This is a genomic window from Yimella sp. NH-Cas1 (assembly GCF_022359705.1).
Taxonomy (GTDB): domain Bacteria; phylum Actinomycetota; class Actinomycetes; order Actinomycetales; family Dermatophilaceae; genus Yimella; species Yimella lutea.
This window is the reverse complement of the sequence record NZ_JAKSGG010000003.1, coordinates 699,702-718,368: the sequence shown is the minus strand read 5'-3', so window position 1 is coordinate 718,368 and position 18,667 is coordinate 699,702. Positions and strand designations below refer to the sequence as shown.

The 18,667-nt window shown below is 66.5% G+C and carries 15 protein-coding genes; 2 read left to right on the top strand and 13 right to left on the bottom strand.

What is annotated here, in order from left to right:
• Nucleotides 1–185: 185 nt before the first annotated feature.
• The 5 genes from MF407_RS03790 to ahcY all read right to left on the bottom strand — a co-directional run bounded on the left by MF407_RS03790 (nt 186) and on the right by ahcY (nt 6,755).
• A complete protein-coding gene (locus MF407_RS03790; RefSeq protein ID WP_239701371.1) occupies nt 186–971 on the bottom strand; it encodes a hypothetical protein in 786 nt (261 codons plus the stop codon).
• 27 nt (nt 972–998) lie between these two features.
• The gene (locus MF407_RS03785) at nt 999–2,798 is read right to left on the bottom strand and encodes an LpqB family beta-propeller domain-containing protein (RefSeq protein WP_239701370.1); all 1,800 of its coding nucleotides are present in this window, start codon (nt 2,796–2,798) and stop codon (nt 999–1,001) included.
• Nucleotides 2,795–4,486 carry an MtrAB system histidine kinase MtrB gene (mtrB, locus tag MF407_RS03780; RefSeq protein WP_239701369.1) on the bottom strand — a complete coding sequence of 564 codons (1,692 nt, stop codon included), beginning with the start codon at nt 4,484–4,486 and terminating at the stop codon, nt 2,795–2,797. Before mtrB ends, MF407_RS03785 begins: the two co-directional genes overlap by 4 nt.
• The gene (mtrA, locus tag MF407_RS03775; RefSeq protein WP_129625770.1) at nt 4,479–5,159 is read right to left on the bottom strand and encodes an MtrAB system response regulator MtrA; all 681 of its coding nucleotides are present in this window, start codon (nt 5,157–5,159) and stop codon (nt 4,479–4,481) included. Before mtrA ends, mtrB begins: the two co-directional genes overlap by 8 nt.
• A gap of 144 nt (nt 5,160–5,303) precedes the next feature.
• Nucleotides 5,304–6,755 (bottom strand): adenosylhomocysteinase, encoded by a 1,452-nt coding sequence (gene ahcY / locus MF407_RS03770; protein WP_239701368.1) that lies wholly within the window; start codon nt 6,753–6,755, stop codon nt 5,304–5,306.
• Nucleotides 6,756–6,995: 240 nt separating this feature from the next.
• Between ahcY and MF407_RS03765 the strand changes: the two genes are divergently transcribed.
• Entirely contained in the window at nt 6,996–7,790 is a 795-nt protein-coding gene (locus tag MF407_RS03765) for a hypothetical protein (protein ID WP_239701367.1), read from the top strand.
• Nucleotides 7,791–8,215: 425 nt separating this feature from the next.
• On the opposite strand, the gene MF407_RS03760 is transcribed toward MF407_RS03765, so the two are convergent.
• The 5 genes from MF407_RS03760 to mtr form a co-directional block, all read right to left on the bottom strand.
• Entirely contained in the window at nt 8,216–9,214 is a 999-nt protein-coding gene (locus MF407_RS03760) for a DUF808 domain-containing protein (RefSeq protein ID WP_239701366.1), read from the bottom strand.
• 21 nt (nt 9,215–9,235) lie between these two features.
• A complete protein-coding gene (locus tag MF407_RS03755) occupies nt 9,236–11,203 on the bottom strand; it encodes a thioredoxin domain-containing protein (RefSeq protein ID WP_129625775.1) in 1,968 nt (655 codons plus the stop codon).
• Between the two features lie 102 nt (nt 11,204–11,305).
• Entirely contained in the window at nt 11,306–12,274 is a 969-nt protein-coding gene (locus MF407_RS03750; protein ID WP_239701365.1) for an ABC transporter permease subunit, read from the bottom strand.
• On the bottom strand, nt 12,271–13,260 hold the full coding sequence (locus MF407_RS03745) for an ATP-binding cassette domain-containing protein (RefSeq protein WP_239701364.1): 990 nt from the start codon (nt 13,258–13,260) through the stop codon (nt 12,271–12,273). Before MF407_RS03745 ends, MF407_RS03750 begins: the two co-directional genes overlap by 4 nt.
• A gap of 231 nt (nt 13,261–13,491) precedes the next feature.
• Nucleotides 13,492–14,862 carry a mycothione reductase gene (gene mtr / locus MF407_RS03740; protein ID WP_239701363.1) on the bottom strand — a complete coding sequence of 457 codons (1,371 nt, stop codon included), beginning with the start codon at nt 14,860–14,862 and terminating at the stop codon, nt 13,492–13,494.
• Nucleotides 14,863–14,992: 130 nt separating this feature from the next.
• On the opposite strand from mtr, the gene MF407_RS03735 reads away from it, so the two are divergent.
• The gene (locus MF407_RS03735; RefSeq protein WP_239701362.1) at nt 14,993–15,451 is read left to right on the top strand and encodes a hypothetical protein; all 459 of its coding nucleotides are present in this window, start codon (nt 14,993–14,995) and stop codon (nt 15,449–15,451) included.
• An 89-nt stretch (nt 15,452–15,540) separates the two neighbouring features.
• On the opposite strand, the gene narI is transcribed toward MF407_RS03735, so the two are convergent.
• From narI to narH, 3 genes are read right to left on the bottom strand one after another with little or no spacing between them, the layout of a single operon-like run.
• On the bottom strand, nt 15,541–16,278 hold the full coding sequence (gene narI, locus MF407_RS03730) for a respiratory nitrate reductase subunit gamma (RefSeq protein WP_129625779.1): 738 nt from the start codon (nt 16,276–16,278) through the stop codon (nt 15,541–15,543).
• A complete protein-coding gene (gene narJ, locus MF407_RS03725; protein WP_239701361.1) occupies nt 16,275–17,018 on the bottom strand; it encodes a nitrate reductase molybdenum cofactor assembly chaperone in 744 nt (247 codons plus the stop codon). The genes narI and narJ overlap by 4 nt, the downstream gene beginning before the upstream one ends.
• Nucleotides 17,018–18,667, bottom strand: a complete 1,650-nt coding sequence (narH, locus tag MF407_RS03720; protein WP_129625781.1) for a nitrate reductase subunit beta — start codon at nt 18,665–18,667, stop codon at nt 17,018–17,020. The genes narJ and narH overlap by 1 nt, the downstream gene beginning before the upstream one ends.

Here is an 18,667-nt window from a genome sequence, read left to right as displayed (position 1 = left end):
CCTCTCCATGACCCAACGGTATGCCACCGCGGGCGCCGCGTCCACAGATCGACGCACCCATCGCGCACCGTCCGCCAGTCGGTCACGACGGTGAGACAGAGCGCTGCAGCGGGAACCAAACGAACACGAAGAACGATGAGGTCCAACGGTTTTCGCCTGGTCGGCCGTCAGCACGGCACGCATCGTCAGCGTCGACGCAGCACGGCAGCAGCAGCAGTCAGGGCCACCACGTCGTCCGCTCCGGCGACGCGCAAGGCGCGACTTGCCTCCGCCAAGGTCGCGCCCGAGGTGATGACATCGTCCAGGAGCAGGCAAAGTCGTCCTTGGACGTCGGTGGCGCGCATCGAACCCGACAGATTGCGGGCCCGCTGCGTCACCCCGAGACCTGCCTGGTCGCGCACGGCTCGACCGAAGCGCAGTGCGCCTGGCGGGGCCACCTGCATCGAGGACCCTTCGAGGGCTCGACGAACGAGGTCCCGCAGCGGCAGTCGACCCCGCAACCGCACCGACGCGGCTGTCGACGGCGCACACACGACGACCAGGCGACCGGTGTGCAAGGCACGCTCCAGCGCAGGCTCCTGGTCGAAGACTCCCTCCACGGCAGCCCGCACCGCCGCAGCCAACGGTGGCAGCAGATCGACTCGGTCGTCGTCCTTGAACGCGGGAAGCATGCGCGTCACCGCACCCTCGTAGACGAGGTGGGCCCAGCACGGCGGACTACCCGGCAGCGGGCGCTCGACCCAACCGAATGCGGGCTGAGCCAGACGCCGTTCGAAACCCACCCGACACGGCTCGCACAGGCGCTGGTGGCGCCGACCGCATCCACCACACGCCTGCGGCGCGGCGAGTTCCCCCAATCGCTCCAGACCGAAGGCCGCATGGCGGAGAGCTCGGGTGATTCGCTGCACGGCGGCCAGCCAACCCGATGCACGCGTGCCGTCGGAGCGACGAGCAAGCGTTGTGGACGACACGCCGAGCAACTGTCGGCGTGTGGAAAGTCAGCTTCCCGGTGCCACCACGTCGAGGACGCCGGGGACGCGCCGCCAGCCACCGCCAACCCGCTCCTGCACGCCCGGATCGCCTGTGACGACGAACAGTTCGCCGGTGCCGCGGCCCGTTCCCACGATGTGTACGGCACCCGGTACGGCGCCCATCGGGTTCACGAACCCGCTCAGTGGCACCTCGATGATCTGCTGACCGTCGTCCGGTCGCATTCGCCCGATGACGGCAAGGGTGACGTCGTTGGCCCACGCGACATCGCTGACATCGCTGACGGCTTGCCCGACCTCGATCGGTTCGGTCAACGCCGTGGCCTGGCCGTTGGCATCCCGGATCACGAACGCGAGCAGCAGCTTGGTGACGCCCCTCGGCGTCCGGGTCAGGACTGCCACCCGTTGGCCGTCGCGTGAGGACTTCAGTGACAGCACCTGCGCGTCGCGCAACCAGGGAACCGACACCGCCTGAGCCCGCGTCGTCGCGACGAAGTTCGTGGTGTCCATGACCCAGACGGCGGCGCCGCTGGAGACTTCGCGGTCGGGACCTGCATTCGACAACGACAGGCCGGCGAGCCAGAGTTCGTCGAGTGAGTTGAAGCTCGGGCGCGTCAACTGTCGTCCGAACGCCGGAACCTGGTAGGCCTGGCCACCACTGACCCAACGTCCGAGCAGTTTGCGATCGCCGCTGATCCCCGCGACCTGTCCGCCGTCGGCATCGGCCGCCAGCATGTACCAGTTGCGGTTCAATGTCGGCAGAGTTGGTCGCGCTCGACCACGTGGCTGCGCCGCGCCGGCGTCGGCACGCCATTGCAGCGTCTGCCCCGACCGCGTGATCACTCCGTTGTCCTTGGTCGCCGGCACGGTGAACCCTACGTCCGTCGGCGTGACCGGCATGTCCGGAAGATCAGGAGTGTCCAGACGCGAACCACCGACGGTGATCGCCACCCGGTGGATCCTGGGCACCTGGTTCAAGGTCGCCATCATCGCCGCCCACAGCGCATTTCGAGTGGCGGAGTCAGCGGTGCGGACGCCCTCGGTCAGGTCGACGGTCGCGACTCCGTCCTGATCGATCGGGACGGCGTCGACCGCGAGGCGCGTACCGCCCGGCACCTGGTTGAGGTCGGGCGTCGTGCCCTGCGCCCGTGCCAGCCATTCCGGCGCGCCGCGCAGAACGGCGCGGGCGAGGGCTGCAGCGAGTCCGGTGCGAGGGAACCACTGCTGGTCGGGCACGAGGGTGCGGGTGCGGCGTTCGGCCAGGTAGACGGTGTAGGGCGTGTACATCCGGTCCCGGAAGTCACGCATCGACAGGTACGGTCCGAAGTCGGCCGGCAGTTGCGAGATGCGCCACTGTCCGTCGACCTGTTTGAGGCCGATGTCGACGGTGCGGTGGCTGGGCACCGCCGACTGACGAAGGTGTCCGCCGGCGTCGAGTTCGGCCCACTGCGTCGCGGTGAGCGAGACGCGGCCCGGGGTCACCTGGGTGACCGCGAAGTCGCGTTCACCCTGGTTGATCGCGACACGCCCGCCGGGCGCCCAGCCGCGGCTGGCGTCCGTGGTCAGGAATTGCCGTGCGACGGCGAAGTCCTCGTCGACGCTGCCGTTGGCGCGCAGGAACCCCTTCACCATCTCGACCGGATCGGCGTTGCTGCGCGGTCCGTAGAACTCGACATTGGCCGGGGGTGCACTCGGTGCGTCGGAGATCGGCCGACGAGCCTCGACATCGCTGGACGTCGGAAGGCCGGCACATGCTGCCAGCACGAAGGCGACAACGGCGACCAGGATCGAACGAAGGACACGGCTCATGTCTGGCTCCCGGAATTCGTGCCCAGGGTGAGTGAGTTGCCGGCCGGCATGACCCGCCCGACCTGGGAGTCGTCGGGCGCCAGAGGCAGCGGCGAGCGACCGATCGGTTGACCCGGCCGACGCGGAAGGGTGAGTCGGAAACAACTGCCTTCACCGGGCGAACCCCACGCCTGCAACCAGCCCTCGTGCAGTCGGGCGTCCTCGAGCGAAATCGACAGGCCGAGGCCGGTACCTCCGGTGGTACGTGCACGCGCCGGGTCCGCGCGCCAGAAACGGTTGAACACCCGGACAGCGTCACCGGGTTCGAGCCCGACACCATGGTCGCGCACGGTCACTGCCACGGCACCGGAGTTGGAACCGATGTCGATCTCGATCGGCTTGCGCTCACCGTGCTCGATCGCGTTGGTGACCAAGTTGCGCAGAATGCGCTCGATGCGTCGGTGGTCCATCGGGACGACGACGCCGCGCTTGCCGAGAACGGTGATCTCGGTGCCGTTGCGTTCGGCGAGAATCTGGACGGAGTCGACGACGCGATCCACCAGGTCACGCATGTCGCCCGGCCCGAGGGTGAGGGCAGCCGCCCCGGCGTCGAACCTGCTGATCTCGAGCAGATCGGACAACAGTGCCTCGAATCGGTCGAGTTCGGCGCTGAGGAGTTCGGCCGAGCGGGACAGCGGCTGGCTGAAGTCGGCGCGGTGCGCGTGAATCATGTCGACGGCCATGCGGATCGTGGTGAGCGGCGTGCGCAACTCGTGCGAGACGTCCGAGGTGAACCGTTGCTGCAGTGAGGACAGATCCTCCAGCTGCCGGATCTGCCGTTGCAGGCTGTCTGCCATCGCATTGAACGAGGTCGCGAGGCGGGCCAGGTCGTCCTCGCCGGACACCTGCATGCGTTCGTTGAGCGCACCTGCGGTGAGCCGTTCGGCGACGTGCGCGGCCGACCGCACCGGCGTCACCACCATGCGCGTCACCAGGTAGGCGAGAGCGGCGAGCAGGGCGAGCAGGGCGACACCGCCGGCGGCGAAACTGCCCTTGACGATGTTCAGCGTCGTGACCTCGTCGTCCATCGGGAAGATGAAGAACAGGTCGTACGGGCCGGCGTTCGGCACCGACACCCGCGAACCGATCAGCACCGCCGGCACCGAATCCCCGTCCGGCTGCGGGACGGTGATGATCTGCACCTGTTGGTGATCGGGGTCGTCCTTCAACGCCGTCCGGATCGCTTCAGGGATCATCTCCGGACTCGCCTGCGCGGAGGAGACTTTCGGGATCGGCTGCGCGATGTTGTCGGCCGCCTGCATGAAGACGACCCGGCGGGACAGGTCGTCCCCGGGCGAACTGACCTGCTGAACCATGTCGCTGGCGAGCTGCCGCAACGAGCTGAGGTCGGTGTTCGGGGTACTGGCGAAGATCTCCTGCGCGTCGGCGCGGCGGCTCTGGCTCTCGGCCTCGGCGGACGATGTCCGCGACTCCACCAGGTCCGTCGCGATCCGGTGGTACATGTAGGAACCGAGCACCAGCGTCACGATCGCGCCGGCGAGCGCGGTCGTGGTGACCACGCGGGTGTGCAAAGAACGACGCCAGGAGTGTCGGACGCTGCGCGCGGTGGCGAGCAGAGCCGCGCCGAGCGCGGCGAACCACCGGCGAGCAGCGGACTGCTGCGCGTGCGGCTCGCCGAGGTCAGGCACTCGGTCCGGCCTTATAGCCGACTCCTCGCACGGTCAGGACGATCTCGGGGTGCTCGGGGTCGCGCTCGACCTTGGAGCGCAGACGCTGCACGTGCACGTTGACCAGTCGGGTGTCGCCGGCGTGTCGGTAACCCCAGACCTGCTCCAGCAAGACCTCCCGGGTGAAGACCTGCCACGGCTTTCGCGCGAGCGCTACCAGCAGGTCGAACTCCAACGGGGTCAGCGAGATCTGCGCGCCGTCGCGGACGACGGAGTGACCGGCGACGTCGATCGTGAGGTCGCCGAGGCGGAGCTGCTCCACCTCCGGTTCGTCGCCGCGGCGCAGCCGAGCACGGACGCGGGCGACCAGTTCCTGTGGCTTGAATGGCTTGTTTACGTAGTCGTCGGCGCCGGCCTCGAGTCCAGCGACCACGTCGGTGGTGTCGGTGCGGGCGGTCAGCATCACGATCGGTACGTGCGACTCGGCACGGATCTGTCGGCAGACCTCGACGCCGTCGGTACCGGGCAGCATCACGTCGAGCAGAACGATGTCGGGTTTGGCATCGCGGAACGCCGCCAACGCGCCGGACCCCGTCGAGCAGTGGGCGACCTGCATCCCTTCCCCGCGCAGGATGATGCCGAGCATCTCCCCGAGCGACGGGTCATCGTCCACCACAAGCACTCGGGCACTCATTCAGATCCAGCCTTCCTCGCGTTCACCTCGAATTATCTTCACACAGAAGGCAAACGGATCCGCAACGAGAATGCGCGTGAGTTCGTGCCCTTCGCCAGGCCTGGCGAAGGGCACGAACTCACGCCGATTCCAGATGCTCCCGGATCAGTACCGGTAGTGCTCGGGCTTGTAGGGGCCCGCCACGTCGACGCCGAGGTACTCGGCCTGGTTCTTGGTCAGCTCGGTGAGCTCGACACCCAGGGCGGCGAGGTGCGCACGGGCGACCTTCTCGTCCAGGTGCTTGGGCAGCGTGGTGACCGTGGGCTTGCCGTCCTCGTCGACGTACTCCTCTGACTTCTCGAACAGCTCGATCTGGGCGATCGTCTGGTTCGCGAACGAGTTGGACATCACGAAGCTCGGGTGACCGGTGGCGTTGCCGAGGTTCATCAGGCGTCCCTCGGACAGCACGATGATCGAGTTGCCGTCCTGCTTGGTCCATTCGTGGACCTGCGGCTTGATCTCGGTCTTGGTGATGCCGGGAAGCTTGGCCAGGCCGGCCATGTCGATCTCGTTGTCGAAGTGACCGATGTTGGAGACGATCGCCTTGTTCTTCATCTTCGACATGTGCTCGGAGGTGATGACGTCGTAGCAACCGGTCGTGGTGACGAAGATGTCGCCGTACTCGGCGGCGTCGTCCATTTTGGCGACCTGGAAGCCTTCCATCGCGGCCTGCAGCGCACAGATCGGGTCGACCTCGGTGACGACGACACGTGCACCCTGACCGGCCAGCGCTGCGGCGCACCCCTTGCCCACGTCACCGTATCCCGCGACGACGGCGGTCTTGCCGGCGATGAGGACGTCGGTCGCACGGTTGAGGCCGTCGACCACCGAGTGACGGCAGCCGTACTTGTTGTCGAACTTGGACTTGGTGACCGAGTCGTTGACGTTGATCGCCGGGAAGAGCAACTCGCCGGACTTGGCGAGCTCGTACAGGCGGTGGACGCCGGTGGTGGTCTCCTCGGTGACGCCCTTGATGCCGGCGGCGATCTTGGTCCACTTCTGCGGGTCTTCGGTCATCGTCTTGCGAACGAGGTCCTTGAACACCGAGAACTCCTCGGAGTCGTCCTCGGTGGTGGGCGGCACCTGACCGGCGGCCTCCCATTCCTTGCCCTTGTGGACGAGCATCGTGGCGTCGCCACCGTCGTCCAGGATCATGTTCGGGCCCTCGCCGCCCGGCCACGTCAGGATCTCGTTGGTGCACTCCCAGTACTCCGGCAGCGACTCGCCCTTCCAGGCGAACACCGGAACACCCTGCGGGTTGTCGACACTGCCGTTCGGCCCGACCACGGCGGCCGCCGCGGCCTCGTCCTGAGTGGAGTAGATGTTGCAGGAGGCCCAGCGAACTTCGGCGCCGAGCGCGGTGAGGGTCTCGATGAGCACACCGGTCTGAACGGTCATGTGCAGCGAACCGGCGATCTTCGCCCCCTTGAGCGGCTTTGAATCGCCGAACTCTTCGCGCAACGCCATCAGGCCGGGCATCTCGTGCTCGGCGAGGCGGAACTGGTGACGGCCGGCCTCGGCGAGGCTGAGGTCCTTAACCTTGTAGTCGAAGGACATGAGTGTCCTGTTCTCCTTCTGCCGCGTGGACGCGGCTTTGACTGCAGTAGCGGACGCTGGCATCGCCCATCTGAGCTTCTCGGGTCATCACCCATGCCGGCTCCGCGAGGATACCGGCGCCCGCCGACCAACGCGAAAGTCCGCGCAATCCTCCGCCCGCGTACAGCCCATCGGGGCCCGCGACGGTGCGTTAATGAGTGTCCGAGCACCTCGCAATTCATCGTGGCAAAGGAGCAGCAGATGTCGGATCAGCAATCGGAGCGTGACGGCGGCACCACCCAGGACTCGGCGGTGGATGGTTCGTGGCAGGATGCCCAGCACCGCAACGACCACGGTGCGACGGGATCCGACCCGACAGACACCGGTGCCGACAACAGTGGCCAGGGCGAATCCGGTTCTGCCGCAGCGGATTCGGACTCCGACTCCGAATCGGACAGATCGGGTGACGGGCGTTCGGACGAACTGACCGAGGGCAGACCCACCGTTGCCGACGAGGCCGGTCTCGACCCAGACAACGACGGTGAGGTCGACTCCCCCACCCCGGCGGCGGCCACGTCCGGTGCCGCCCCGACCGACGACGGCGCTCAGGACGAGGACAAGCCGTTGGAGGCAGTCGATCCGGAAGACCGCGATCAGCAGGGGCCTGACGAAGCCACCCGCGATCAACGGGCGCAGCAGATGCCCGACGAGCTCAAGATCGACATCGACGAGGACAAGCTCAAGGCATGGGACGACGTCCGCGGCAGTTACGGCGTGAAGGACGAGAACGCTGCCGAGCGTCCGATCATGACCGGCGAAGGCAACCCCGAGCCGGCGCGTGAAGTGCAGGACGGTGACGGCGCCGGCAGTGACCGACGCGACGACCGTGCTGACGACCGTGCTGACGACCGTGCTGACGACCGTGCTGACGACCGTGCTGACGACCGTGCTGACGACGCGTCCTCGGACGGCGGGTCGGAGCAGCCCCGCGACGAGCACGAGCACGAGCACGACGACCGCAGCTCGGAGGAACCGACCGACGGTCAGACCACCTGATCGCATTCGCATCGCGAACGAAGAGCCCACCGGATTGTGTCGGTGGGCTCTTCGTTGCGCTACGACGTCGCTCGGACGACGTCACGGACGCGCGGTGGTACTCGCTCGGCAGGCCACGCTCGACGTCGCCGCGGTACCGGCGATCGCGCAACTCGGCGGCATAGAGATCGTGCTCCGGTGCACCCACCGCCTCGTTGAAAGCGAGTTCTGCCTCGAAGTCGTAGCGCACCCGGACGAACTGCACACCGAACGGCGCCGGTTCGTCGCCGCCGTACTCGCCCTCGTGCCGCGGGCGTCGATGTCGGCCAGCACCGCTTCGAGCGCCGTGAGATTGCCGTGCACGTCCGAGATCAGCGCGATGCGTTCCATGACTGTCACGATAGGTCGCGCTCTCCGGCGTCGTCGGTGGCGCCCGCCGGAGGAGCTCAGTGGCCCGGGTTCGCCTCGCCGGCGTCCGTGCCGTCCTTGGCCAGGTCGACGGTGTGCACGTCGTCGCCGTGACCGGAGCCGTGGTCCTTGTGGAAGAACTTCAGCACGATCGCGGTGATGATGCCGCCGACCACAAGGCCGACCAGAGCGGACGCGAGCGTGTTCGCGAACCAGCCGAGTACTCCGCCGAGAGCACCGGTGGAGTCCTTCACCCACTGCTCGAAGTGGTGCACCTGGCCGTAAGGCCAATGCCAACCGATGTCGTCGAGCGCGATCAGCAGGATGTGCCCACCGACCCAGATCATCGCGGCGATGCCGACGACCGACAGCACCGACAGCACCTTCGGCATGGCCTTGACCAGCGCGTTGCCGAACTTGCGCGCGCCGCTGGATTCCTTCTTCGCCATGGCCAGGCCGACGTCGTCCATCTTCACGATGAGACCGACGACGCCGTAGACGACCACGGTGATGAAGATCGCGACGACGATCAGGATCGCCAGGCGGGACAGGAACGGCTCATCGGCGACCTCCTTCAGCGAGATCACCATGATCTCGCTGGACAGGATGAAGTCGGTGCGGATGGCGCCGGAGGCGATCTCGTCCTCGGACTTGCCCTCGTTGCTGTCTTCTTCGTGCTTGCCGGTGAGCGCCTCGTACAGCTTCTCCGCACCTTCGAACGCCAGGTAGGCGCCACCGACCATCAGCACCGGCATGATGATCCAGGGCAGGAACTGCGAGGCGAGCATGATGGCCGGCAGGATGAACAGCAGCTTGTTGCGCAGCGAACCGATCGCGATCTTCTTGATGATCGGCAATTCGCGCTTGGGGTCGATGCCCGTGACATAGCGCGGGGTCACCGCGGTGTCGTCGACCACCACGCCGGCGGCTTTCGCGCTGGCCCGTCCGGCCGCGAGGCTCACGTCGTCAACGGACGCGGCGGCAGCGCGAGCAAGGGTCGCGATGTCGTCGAGAAGTGCAGCAAGTCCTCCGGCCATGCGCGTAATCGTACGGGTGGATCAGGCCTGGTTCGGACCAGCGCGCAACGCATCCGGGTCGGTGATCGGAAGATCACACGTTCGGCCCCGGCAGACGAACGCCGCGGGCTCGGTCACGATCCCTCGTTCGGCGAGTACCGACAACCGGGCATCGCCGGACGCACCCACCGCGACCGGTCCCCCGAACCGCCGGACGGCGGCCGCGACGAGTCGGTCGCGATCTCGTCCGGGCGAACCCACCACGGCGACCTGCTCCGGGCCGTCGGCCAACCGCTGCGCGGCGACCAACGCCCACCCGGCGAACCGGGGCGCACGGGTCATCACCTCGTGGGCGGTGGCGAGAGCTTCCCGCGCTGCTTCCTCGTACCGACCGGACCCGCCGAGAGCGGTCGCCGTGATGAGCGCGTTCACCGTGGCAGACAGCCCGGACGGGCTGGCATTGTCGGCCGCTTCCCGCGGGCGGGCGATCAATTGCTCGGCATCGGTCGCGGTGTCGTGGAAGCCGCCGTCGTCCGCCCGGAACCTGGCCAGCGCGTCGTCGAGCAATTGTGTGCCCGCCTCGAAGTAAGCACTGTCGTCGGTGGCCGCTGCGAGGTCGAGGAGGCCGGCAGCGAGGCAGCCGAGGTCCTCGAGCACGGCGTCCGGATTGCCGACGACACCGTCGCGGGAGACCCGCCGCAGGCGTCCGTCGACCAGGTGCACTTCGAGCAGGTGATCGGCGATCGCGCGCGCCGCGTCGAGGTACTGGGGATCGGCGAGCGCCTGCGCCGCCGCGACCAGTCCGCTGATCGCCAGGCCGTTCCAGGCGGCGACCACCTTGTCGTCGCGTTCGGGGCGGATCCGCAGTTCGCGCGCGTCCAACAGTTTCTGCCGGACATCGGCGAGTCGTGTCTCGTCGACGTCATCGCTCAGCTGCAGCACCGAACTACCGTGCTCGAAGGTGCCGGCGCGCGTGACCCCGAAGGCCTCTGCCGCCCAACGGCCGTCGTCCTCACCGAGCACTTCGAGGAGTTGTTGCCGGGTCCAGGCGTAGAACTTGCCCTCGACGCCTTCGGAGTCGGCGTCCAAGGAACTGGCCAGGGCACCATGGTCGGTCCGCAGTTCGCGCAGCATGAAGTCGGCGGTCTGCTGCGCGACCCGGTCGCCCAGCGGCGTGCCGAGCCGGGCGTACACACCGAGCAGCTGTGCGTTGTCGTAGAGCATCTTCTCGAAGTGCGGCACGACCCAGTCGCTGTCGACGCTGTATCGGGCGAAGCCACCACCGAGCTGGTCGTACATCCCGCCGCGCGCCATGGCGTCGCAGGTCTGCTCGAGCATCGTCGCCGCCGACCCGTCACCGTGCGTCGCCCGTAGGCGCAGGAACTCCAGGACCATGGACGGCGGGAACTTCGGTGCACCCCCGAATCCCTTTGATCGGCGGTCGAATTCGCGTTCGAACAGCGCGACCGCAGTATCGAGTTCGGCACCCGTGACGGGGCGTGCTGCAGCGGACTCGCGGTTCAGGTGCTGGCGCAGGGCATCGGCCGCGCCGCGGATGTCGTCCTGCCGGTTCTCCCACGCGTCGGCGAGGAAGCCTAGCACCTGTTGGAAGGCGGGCTGACCGTGGCGCGGCTGGGGCGGAAAGTAGGTGCCGGCGAAGAACGGCGAGCCGTCGTGGTCGAGGACGCAGGTCATCGGCCAGCCGCCGTGCCCGGTCATCGCGGTGGTGGCATTCATGTAGATCGCGTCGATGTCCGGGCGTTCTTCGCGGTCGACTTTGATGCTGACGAAGTGCTCGTTCATCAACGCGGCCGTGGCGTCGTCCTCGAACGATTCGTGGGCCATCACGTGGCACCAGTGGCAGGCCGCGTACCCGACCGACAGCAGCACCGGGACGCCGCGGCGCCGAGCCTCGGCGAACGCGTCCGGCCCCCACTCCCACCAGTCGACCGGGTTGTCGGCGTGTTGGAGCAGGTAGGGGCTCGTCGCGTGCTGCAGGCGGTTGGACATGCCTCGACCGTACGTGCCGGGTGTCAGACGGTTTGAGTCCCGGACGAAGCAAACCGTCTGACACTCGGCGCGTCAGCCGACGTCAGCCGACGTCAGCCGACGTCAGCCGACGTCGCGGCGGCGGAAAGTGGCCAGGCCGATCAAGAAGCCCACCACCGCGACGACGAGGAGATAGCTCGTGGCGGGCCAGAAACCGAGCCAGTGGATGACCGGCCTGCAGTCGGCTCCACCGCTGTAGCACGGCGGATAGGTCTCCCATTCCTTGCCGTGGTCGACGAACGCACTCAACGCAGCGCCGATGGTCCAACGACGAGCGTCGGCGATCGAATTCCCCCCGATCAGTTCGACCGCGATGAGCCAGACGGCAGCGAACCCAAGGACGGCCGTCGTGTGGCGCAGCACGAAGCCAAGGGCTGTGCCTATCAGACTGCAGAACATACCGACGCCGAAGAGCCGTCCCAAGGTCGCGAGATAGGTCGACTGCTCACCCGCGGCGAACTCCAGTTCCCCGGACGAGCCGGCCAACCAGAAACCCGGGCCGGCGATCGCCACGAGCACCAGGACCGGCAGCAGCCCCATCAGCGTCGCCACCAGCACCTTGGAGGCATATACGGGGATGCGTTGGGGCTCGAAGGTCAGCCAGGTCATCATCGATCCGGAGGTGAACTCGGCGCACACCAGACTCGCGCCTAAGACGAGGGCAGCAAGTGCGGCCACCATCAGTAGGCCCGAAGTCCCCTGTTTCAGTACCCCGCCGAGGGTGCCGTTCTGACCGACGAAGTCCGACAATTTCGGTTCAGGGAAGTCGCAGAAGTCCGTCGGCGCGTTGTTTCGCTCCGACTCGGGAGTGCTCGCAAGGCAGTCCTTCTCGTACCTCTGGTGATTCTTCGCCCAGTCGTCGTGGGCGAACCTGAAGGTCTGCTGCACCTCAGCCTGGGTCGGCATGTTCGACACCTGCTGGTGCATCGCGAAGATGGTGAACCCGGCGAACAGCAGCGCCAGCAACAGCACGCCTTTGGTGATGCCCCGAGCGAACGCACGCCGGAACTCCGCCTTGATCAATCGGGTCATCGCACACCGCCGGTCGCCTCGAGGCCTTCGGAACGGGTGAGTTCGAGGAACACCGACTCCAGATCGTGACCGGTAGGACGTAGTTCCCGCAACCAGATCCGATGTGCGGCAAGCATTTCGGAGATCACAGCAGGATCAGCGACGTCCTCGAGGGCAAGATGTCCGTGCTCGGTTCTCACCGACAGACCTGCTCCCGCAAGCACCTCGCGGGCCTTCTCGTCGTCCGTCGTCCGGACGGTGGCGCCGGCACCGCCCTGCGCCATCAGCTCGGCCACCGATCCCTCGGCCAGTAGCCGTCCCTGACCGATGATCGACACCGTGTCGGCGACCTGCTGGATCTCACTCAGGATGTGACTGCTCACCAGCACCGTGCGCCCCTCGTCGGCCAAGGACCGCATGGTGCGCCGGATCTCGTGAATGCCTGCCGGGTCCAAGCCGTTCGTAGGCTCATCGAAGATCAACAGTTCGGGCGACTTCAACAGCGTGGCGGCGATCGCCAAGCGCTGCTTCATGCCGAGCGAGTACGACTTGAAAGGGTCACCGGCGCGCTCCTTCAGCGAGGTCTCCTCCAACACCCGGTCGACCGCGCAGCGATCGGCACCGATGGCGTCGGCCAGCAGCGACAGGTTCTGTCGGCCGCTGAAGGCAGGGAAGAACTTGGGCGACTCGACGATCGCGCCGACGCGCGAGATCACCTCCGGCAGGTGATCAGGCACCGAGCGTCCGAAAATCTCCATCGTGCCGCCGTCGGCTCGGATGAGTCCGAGCAGCATGCGAAGCGAGGTTGTCTTGCCCGATCCGTTCGGTCCGAGGAAGCCGTGCACACCTCCGACCGGCACGTTGAGGTCGAGCCCCTGCACGGCGACGTGCCGGCCTCGACGACCTCGATAGACCTTGCGCAATCCTGTTGTGCGGACAGCAAATTCGGCGCCCATGCGCTCCCCCGAGTCGATGACGATCGGAAGTGACCGCCGGCTGGGAGACATTCGATCACAGCCGACCTTGAGACCTCGGGACCTTTACGGAATCTTGACGATGTTCCGTCGGGAGCTCTGGTCTTCGAGGAGTACCCCACGGGGCTCGCACCTACTCGACCAGCGTGGAGGTTTCGGCGCGCGTCGTGCCAGGTTTCGATCGCGGCACTCGCCCTGGGGCTCGCAACTGCTCGAACCGCATGCAGTAGGTCGCGATCCCGGGCTCGCGCTGGCGGGTCCGCTTCAGTCCCGGTCGAACTCGAGGCCGAGCAGCGCGTTCTCCACCACTTCGGCAAGAGCCGGGTGGATCCAGTACTGGCCGCGGGCGAGGTCCTTGGCCGACTGCCCGAAGCTCATCGCCTGGATGACGATCTGGATCAACGAACTGGCGTCCGGCCCCATGAAATGGGCGCCCAGCAACTGCCCCGAGCTGCGGTCGGCGATCAGCTTCACGATGCTCGTGGTGTCCTCCATCGCCCAGCCGTAGGCGGTGTCACCGTAGTTCTGCACCTTCACGGTGATGTCGTGTCCGGCCTCGGACGCCTGCTGCTCGGTGAGCCCGACGGACGCGACCTGCGGGTGGGTGAACACCGCCGCCGGGACGAACCGGTGGTCGAAGGTCTGCAGGTCGCCCGGGTGGGTCAGATTGTGCGCGACGACCCGCGCCTCGTGGTTGGCGACGTGCTTGAGCTGGTAGTCCGAACTGACGTCGCCGAGCGTCCAGACGCCGTCCGCGGTGGTGCGTCCGTACTCGTCGACGACGATGCGGCCGTCCTCCCGGGTCTCGATGCCGGCCAGCGAAAGGCCCTGCGGCACAAGCGGTTCACGACCGGTGGCAACGAGCAGCAGGTCAGTCTCCATTCTCGTTCCGTCGGACAGCGACAGCTCGATGTGGTCGTCGTTCTGGACGACGGACGACACTGTGCAGTTGAAGCGGACGTTCCACTGCTCACTGGCGAGCGCGCTGAACTCCGTGCTGATCAGATCGTCCTGCTGGCTCAGCATCACCGGACCCCGGGTGACGATCGTGACCTCGACGCCGAGCGAGCCGAAGACGTGCGCGAACTCGGCCGCGATGTAACCGCCACCGACGATCGTCATGCGCTGCGGGAGTTCATCGATCCGCATGACGTCCTCGTTCGTGTAATACCGCACGCCGCAATCGGAAATGCCCTGGGGCACAACCGGAGTCGAACCGGTGGCGACCACGATCTGGTCGGCGGTGATCTCCTGCTCGCGCCCCTGGACGTCGACCACGATGGTCTTCGGGCCGGTGAACCGCGCCGTGCCGAGAAATGCCGTCGTGTTGTCGCCGTTGACCCGGTAGTTGCGCCCGCTGTCCTCGATCGGGTCGATCCGGCCGAAGACGCGGTCACGGATGTCACGCCAGCGGACGCCGTCGATCCGGGCATCGACGCCGTAGCGTGATGCCCCACGGATCGTGGTCGCGACCTCGGCCGCGTACACGAACATCTTGGTCGGGATGCAGCCGACGTTCAGGCAGGTACCGCCGAACAGTCCCTTCTCGATCACCGCGACCCGCTTGCCGTCCCATTCAGGGGTGACCAGAAAGTTGCCTGAGCCCGTACCGATGATCGCGAGGTCGAAATGCATTCCGCCATTGTCACCCGACGGTGCACGGCCGTCGTCCAGGGGCCGACCGGCAGCGCCGAATCGCCCGCCGTTGCAACGCCCGTGACAAACTCAGGGTCGACATCATTCGTGAAGTTCAGGGAGAGACCTCGTGAAGAAGTTGAATGCGCTCGTCGCAGCAAGTGCCTTGGCCGTGACGATCGGCCTGTCCGGTTGCGGGTCGGACGACAAGAAGTCCGAGGAGACCGGCGCGGCCTCGCAGACCGCGTCCACCACCCCGCAGACCCAGTCGTCGAGCGAGTCGACTCCCGCCCAGAGCAGCAGCGAGTCGCCCGCGAGCGAGACCACCAGCTCCGGCGGCGCTGTCGGCGGGGTACAGAACTGCAAGCTGGAGCGCAAGGGCGAACAACTGGAAGCTCAGGCGGTGGGCATCAGTTGTGAGGACGCCACTCAGATCTGGGGCAAGTTCTCCCAGAAGGACCAGGCCATCGCCTCCGGCGATGTGAACCACAACGGTGAGACTTGGAAGTGCGGCATCCTCACCCAGGGCAGCACGGTCACCGGCGGTTGCACGGCCGGTCAGAAGGCGATCAGCATCGGCGGTATCTGAGCCGCACCACGCACATCCGAAGGCCACCCGCACCAGCGGGTGGCCTTCGGTTCATGTCGTGCGGTGCGCCACGTCGGGACGTGCTGCACTCACTTCTTGAGTTCGGAACGCTCCCAGGCGCGGGTCGTGGGCGTGACGCGACCGCGCTGCGTGTCGCGCGAGCGGTAGACGATGTACGGGCGCCACAGGTACTGCAGCGGTGCACTGAACACGTGCACAAGCCGGGTGAACGGCCACATCGCGAAGAGCGCGAACGCCACCAGCGCGTGCAACTTGAACCCGATCGGTGCCTGCGCCATCAGGTCGGCGTCCGGCTGGAAAGCCAGGAACGAGCGGTACCAGACCGACACGCCTTCGCGGTAGTTGTATTCGCCGCCGACGGTGAAGATCGAACCGGCGATGGTGTTCCACATTCCCAGGACGATGGCCGCTGCGAGGAAGACGTACATCACCTTGTCGTTGACAGTGGTCGCGGAGAACACCGGTCCCGTGACCCGGCGACGGTAGATCAGGATCGCGAGGCCGACGATCGTCATGATGCCTGCCAACAGACCGCCGATGACCGCGACCAGGTGGTACACGTGGTCGCTGATGCCGACGGCTTCGGTCCACGAACGCGGCACGAGCAGACCGATGATGTGGCCGCCGACCACACCCAACATGCCGAAGTGGAACAGCGGGCTGCCCCACCGCAACAGGCTCGATTCGTACAGCTGGCTGGAGCGGGTCGTCCAACCGAACTTGTCGTATTTGTACCGCCACCAGTGCCCGACCACGAAGATCGCCAGGCACATGTAGGGCACGATCACCCACAGGAAGGTGTTCATCGGGGGGCTCCCACCGGAATCTCGTTGCCCAGGAACTCGGGCGCGTTGGCAATGGTCGGCGGCGTGAAGGCGCCGGGTGAGGGTGCGTCGAGGGCGGGGTCCATTCCGTAGCCGTCCATCCCGACGTCCTCCTGAGGAGGACCTTGTTCGATCAGGAGAGCTACCGCCTGCACCTCGTCGTCGCCGAGGGGCGGGAGCGTTGCGCACAGCGCGATCAGCACGTTCGCCCAAGCAGAACCCTTGTCCTGCAGCGCGATCCGCAGCATCTCGACACCGGCGCGGTAGTCACCCAGCAACTTCCAGGAGGTCTGGACGTCGACCGTCGCACCGAACTCGAGCACCACTGCGATGTGGTCGGGCAACTCATCGGACTCGAACTCGGCTCCGCCCTTGCGGTAGGCCTGCTTGAACTGCACCAGCACCACTCCGCGACGGCGAGTGTCGCCGTACGCGAAGTAGGTGAGGTACAGACAGCCGCGCCGGGTGTGATCGAAGGTCTCGACGAAGTCGGCCTGCAGGTCCTGCAGTGGCACCTGCTGCGCATGGTCGAGGAAGGCGTTCAACGGATCCCGCACTGTCGCAGGCAGATCCGTGATGGACGCCCGGATCATCGCGCGCTGCTCGTCGGAGTCGTCGTGCGGGTATTCCAGCAGCAACGACACTGCCTGCCAGACGACGCGCAACTGATCCTCGGGCAATCGCGAACGGTTGCTCTTGGCCACCCGGCGGAAGATGTTCATCACTTGTCCTTCCGGCCCGGGAAGAGCCCGCGCGGGCTGCCCTTGCCATCCCAGTTGAGCAGGTTCACGCGTCCGCGCTTGGTGCCTCCACCGACGAGTTCCTCGCTGGTCTGACGCTCCTGCAGCATCCGGAAGTTCTCCACCGCGACCGGGGTGAGCTCACCGGATCCTTCGCCGAACGGGTCATTGCCGTCACCGTCGTAGTCGTAGTTGACCGGGCAGTCCGTCGCGAGTTCTTCCAGTCCGTGCGCCTGCTCGGCGTGGGCGGTCGGGATGACGTAGCGCTCGTTGTACTTGGCGATTGCGAGCAACCGGAACATCTCGTACATCGACTCGGCGTCCATGCCGACGGCTTCGGCGATGGACTCGTCCGGGTCGCCGCCCAGGTTGATGTCGCGCATGAACGACCGCATCGCGGCGAGCTTGCGCAGGACGTCGTTGATCGGTCCGACGTCACCGGCGGTGAACAGGTTGGCGAGGTACTCGACCGGGATGCGCAGGGTGTCGATCGCGGCGAACAGGTTGTTCTTGTCCTCGCCGTCGTGACCGGTCTCCTTGATCACGTCGACCACCGGCGACAGCGGCGGGATGTACCAGACCATCGGCATGGTGCGGTACTCCGGGTGCAGCGGCAGCGCCACCTTGTAATCCTGGATCAGTCGGCGCACCGGCGACTTCTTGGCTGCTTCGACCCAGTCGCCCGGGATGCCCGCTTCCTCCGCGGCGCGAGCAATCTCGGGGTCGTTCGGGTCGAGGAAGACCGAGCGCTGTGCCTCGTACAGGTCGTGATCGTTCTCGACGCTGGCCGCTTCCAGCACGCGGTCGGCGTCGTACAGCATCAGGCCGATGTACCGCAGTCGTCCGACGCAGGTCTCCGCGCAGACGGTTGGGATGCCGACCTCGACGCGCGGGTAGCAGAAAGTGCACTTCTCGGCCTTGCCGGTCTTGTGGTTGAAGTAGACCTTCTTGTACGGGCATCCCGAGACGCACATGCGCCAGCCGCGGCAGCGGTCCTGGTCGACCAGGACGATGCCGTCCTCCTCACGCTTGTAGATCGCACCGCTGGGACAGCTGGCCGCACACGACGGGTTGAGGCAGTGTTCACAGATGCGCGGCAGGTAGAACATGAAGGTCTGTTCGAACTCGAACTTCACCTTGTCCTCGATGCCCTTCAGCATCGGGTCCTTGACCGCGATCTCCTTCGAACCACCGAGGTCGTCGTCCCAGTTGGCCGACCAGCGGACATTCATGTCCTTGCCGGTGAGCAGCGACTTGGGCCGGGCGACCGGGAAGTTCTTGGTGGCCGGCGAGGTCAGCAGCGTCTCGTAGTCGTACGTCCACGGCTCGTAGTAGTCGTCGATCGAGGGCATCTTGGGGTTGCTGAAGATGTTCGCCAGCTTCTTCAACCGACCGCCGGCCTTGAGCTGGAGCTTGCCGTTCTTGCCGAGGGTCCAGCCGCCCTTCCACTCCTCTTGGTCCTCGTAGGTGCGTGGGTAGCCGAGGCCGGGACGGGTCTCGACGTTGTTGAACCACACGTACTCGGTGCCGGCCCTGTTGGTCCATGCCTGCTTGCAGGTGACCGAGCAGGTGTGGCACCCGATGCACTTGTCGAGGTTCATCACCATCGCCATCTGAGCCATGATCTTCAT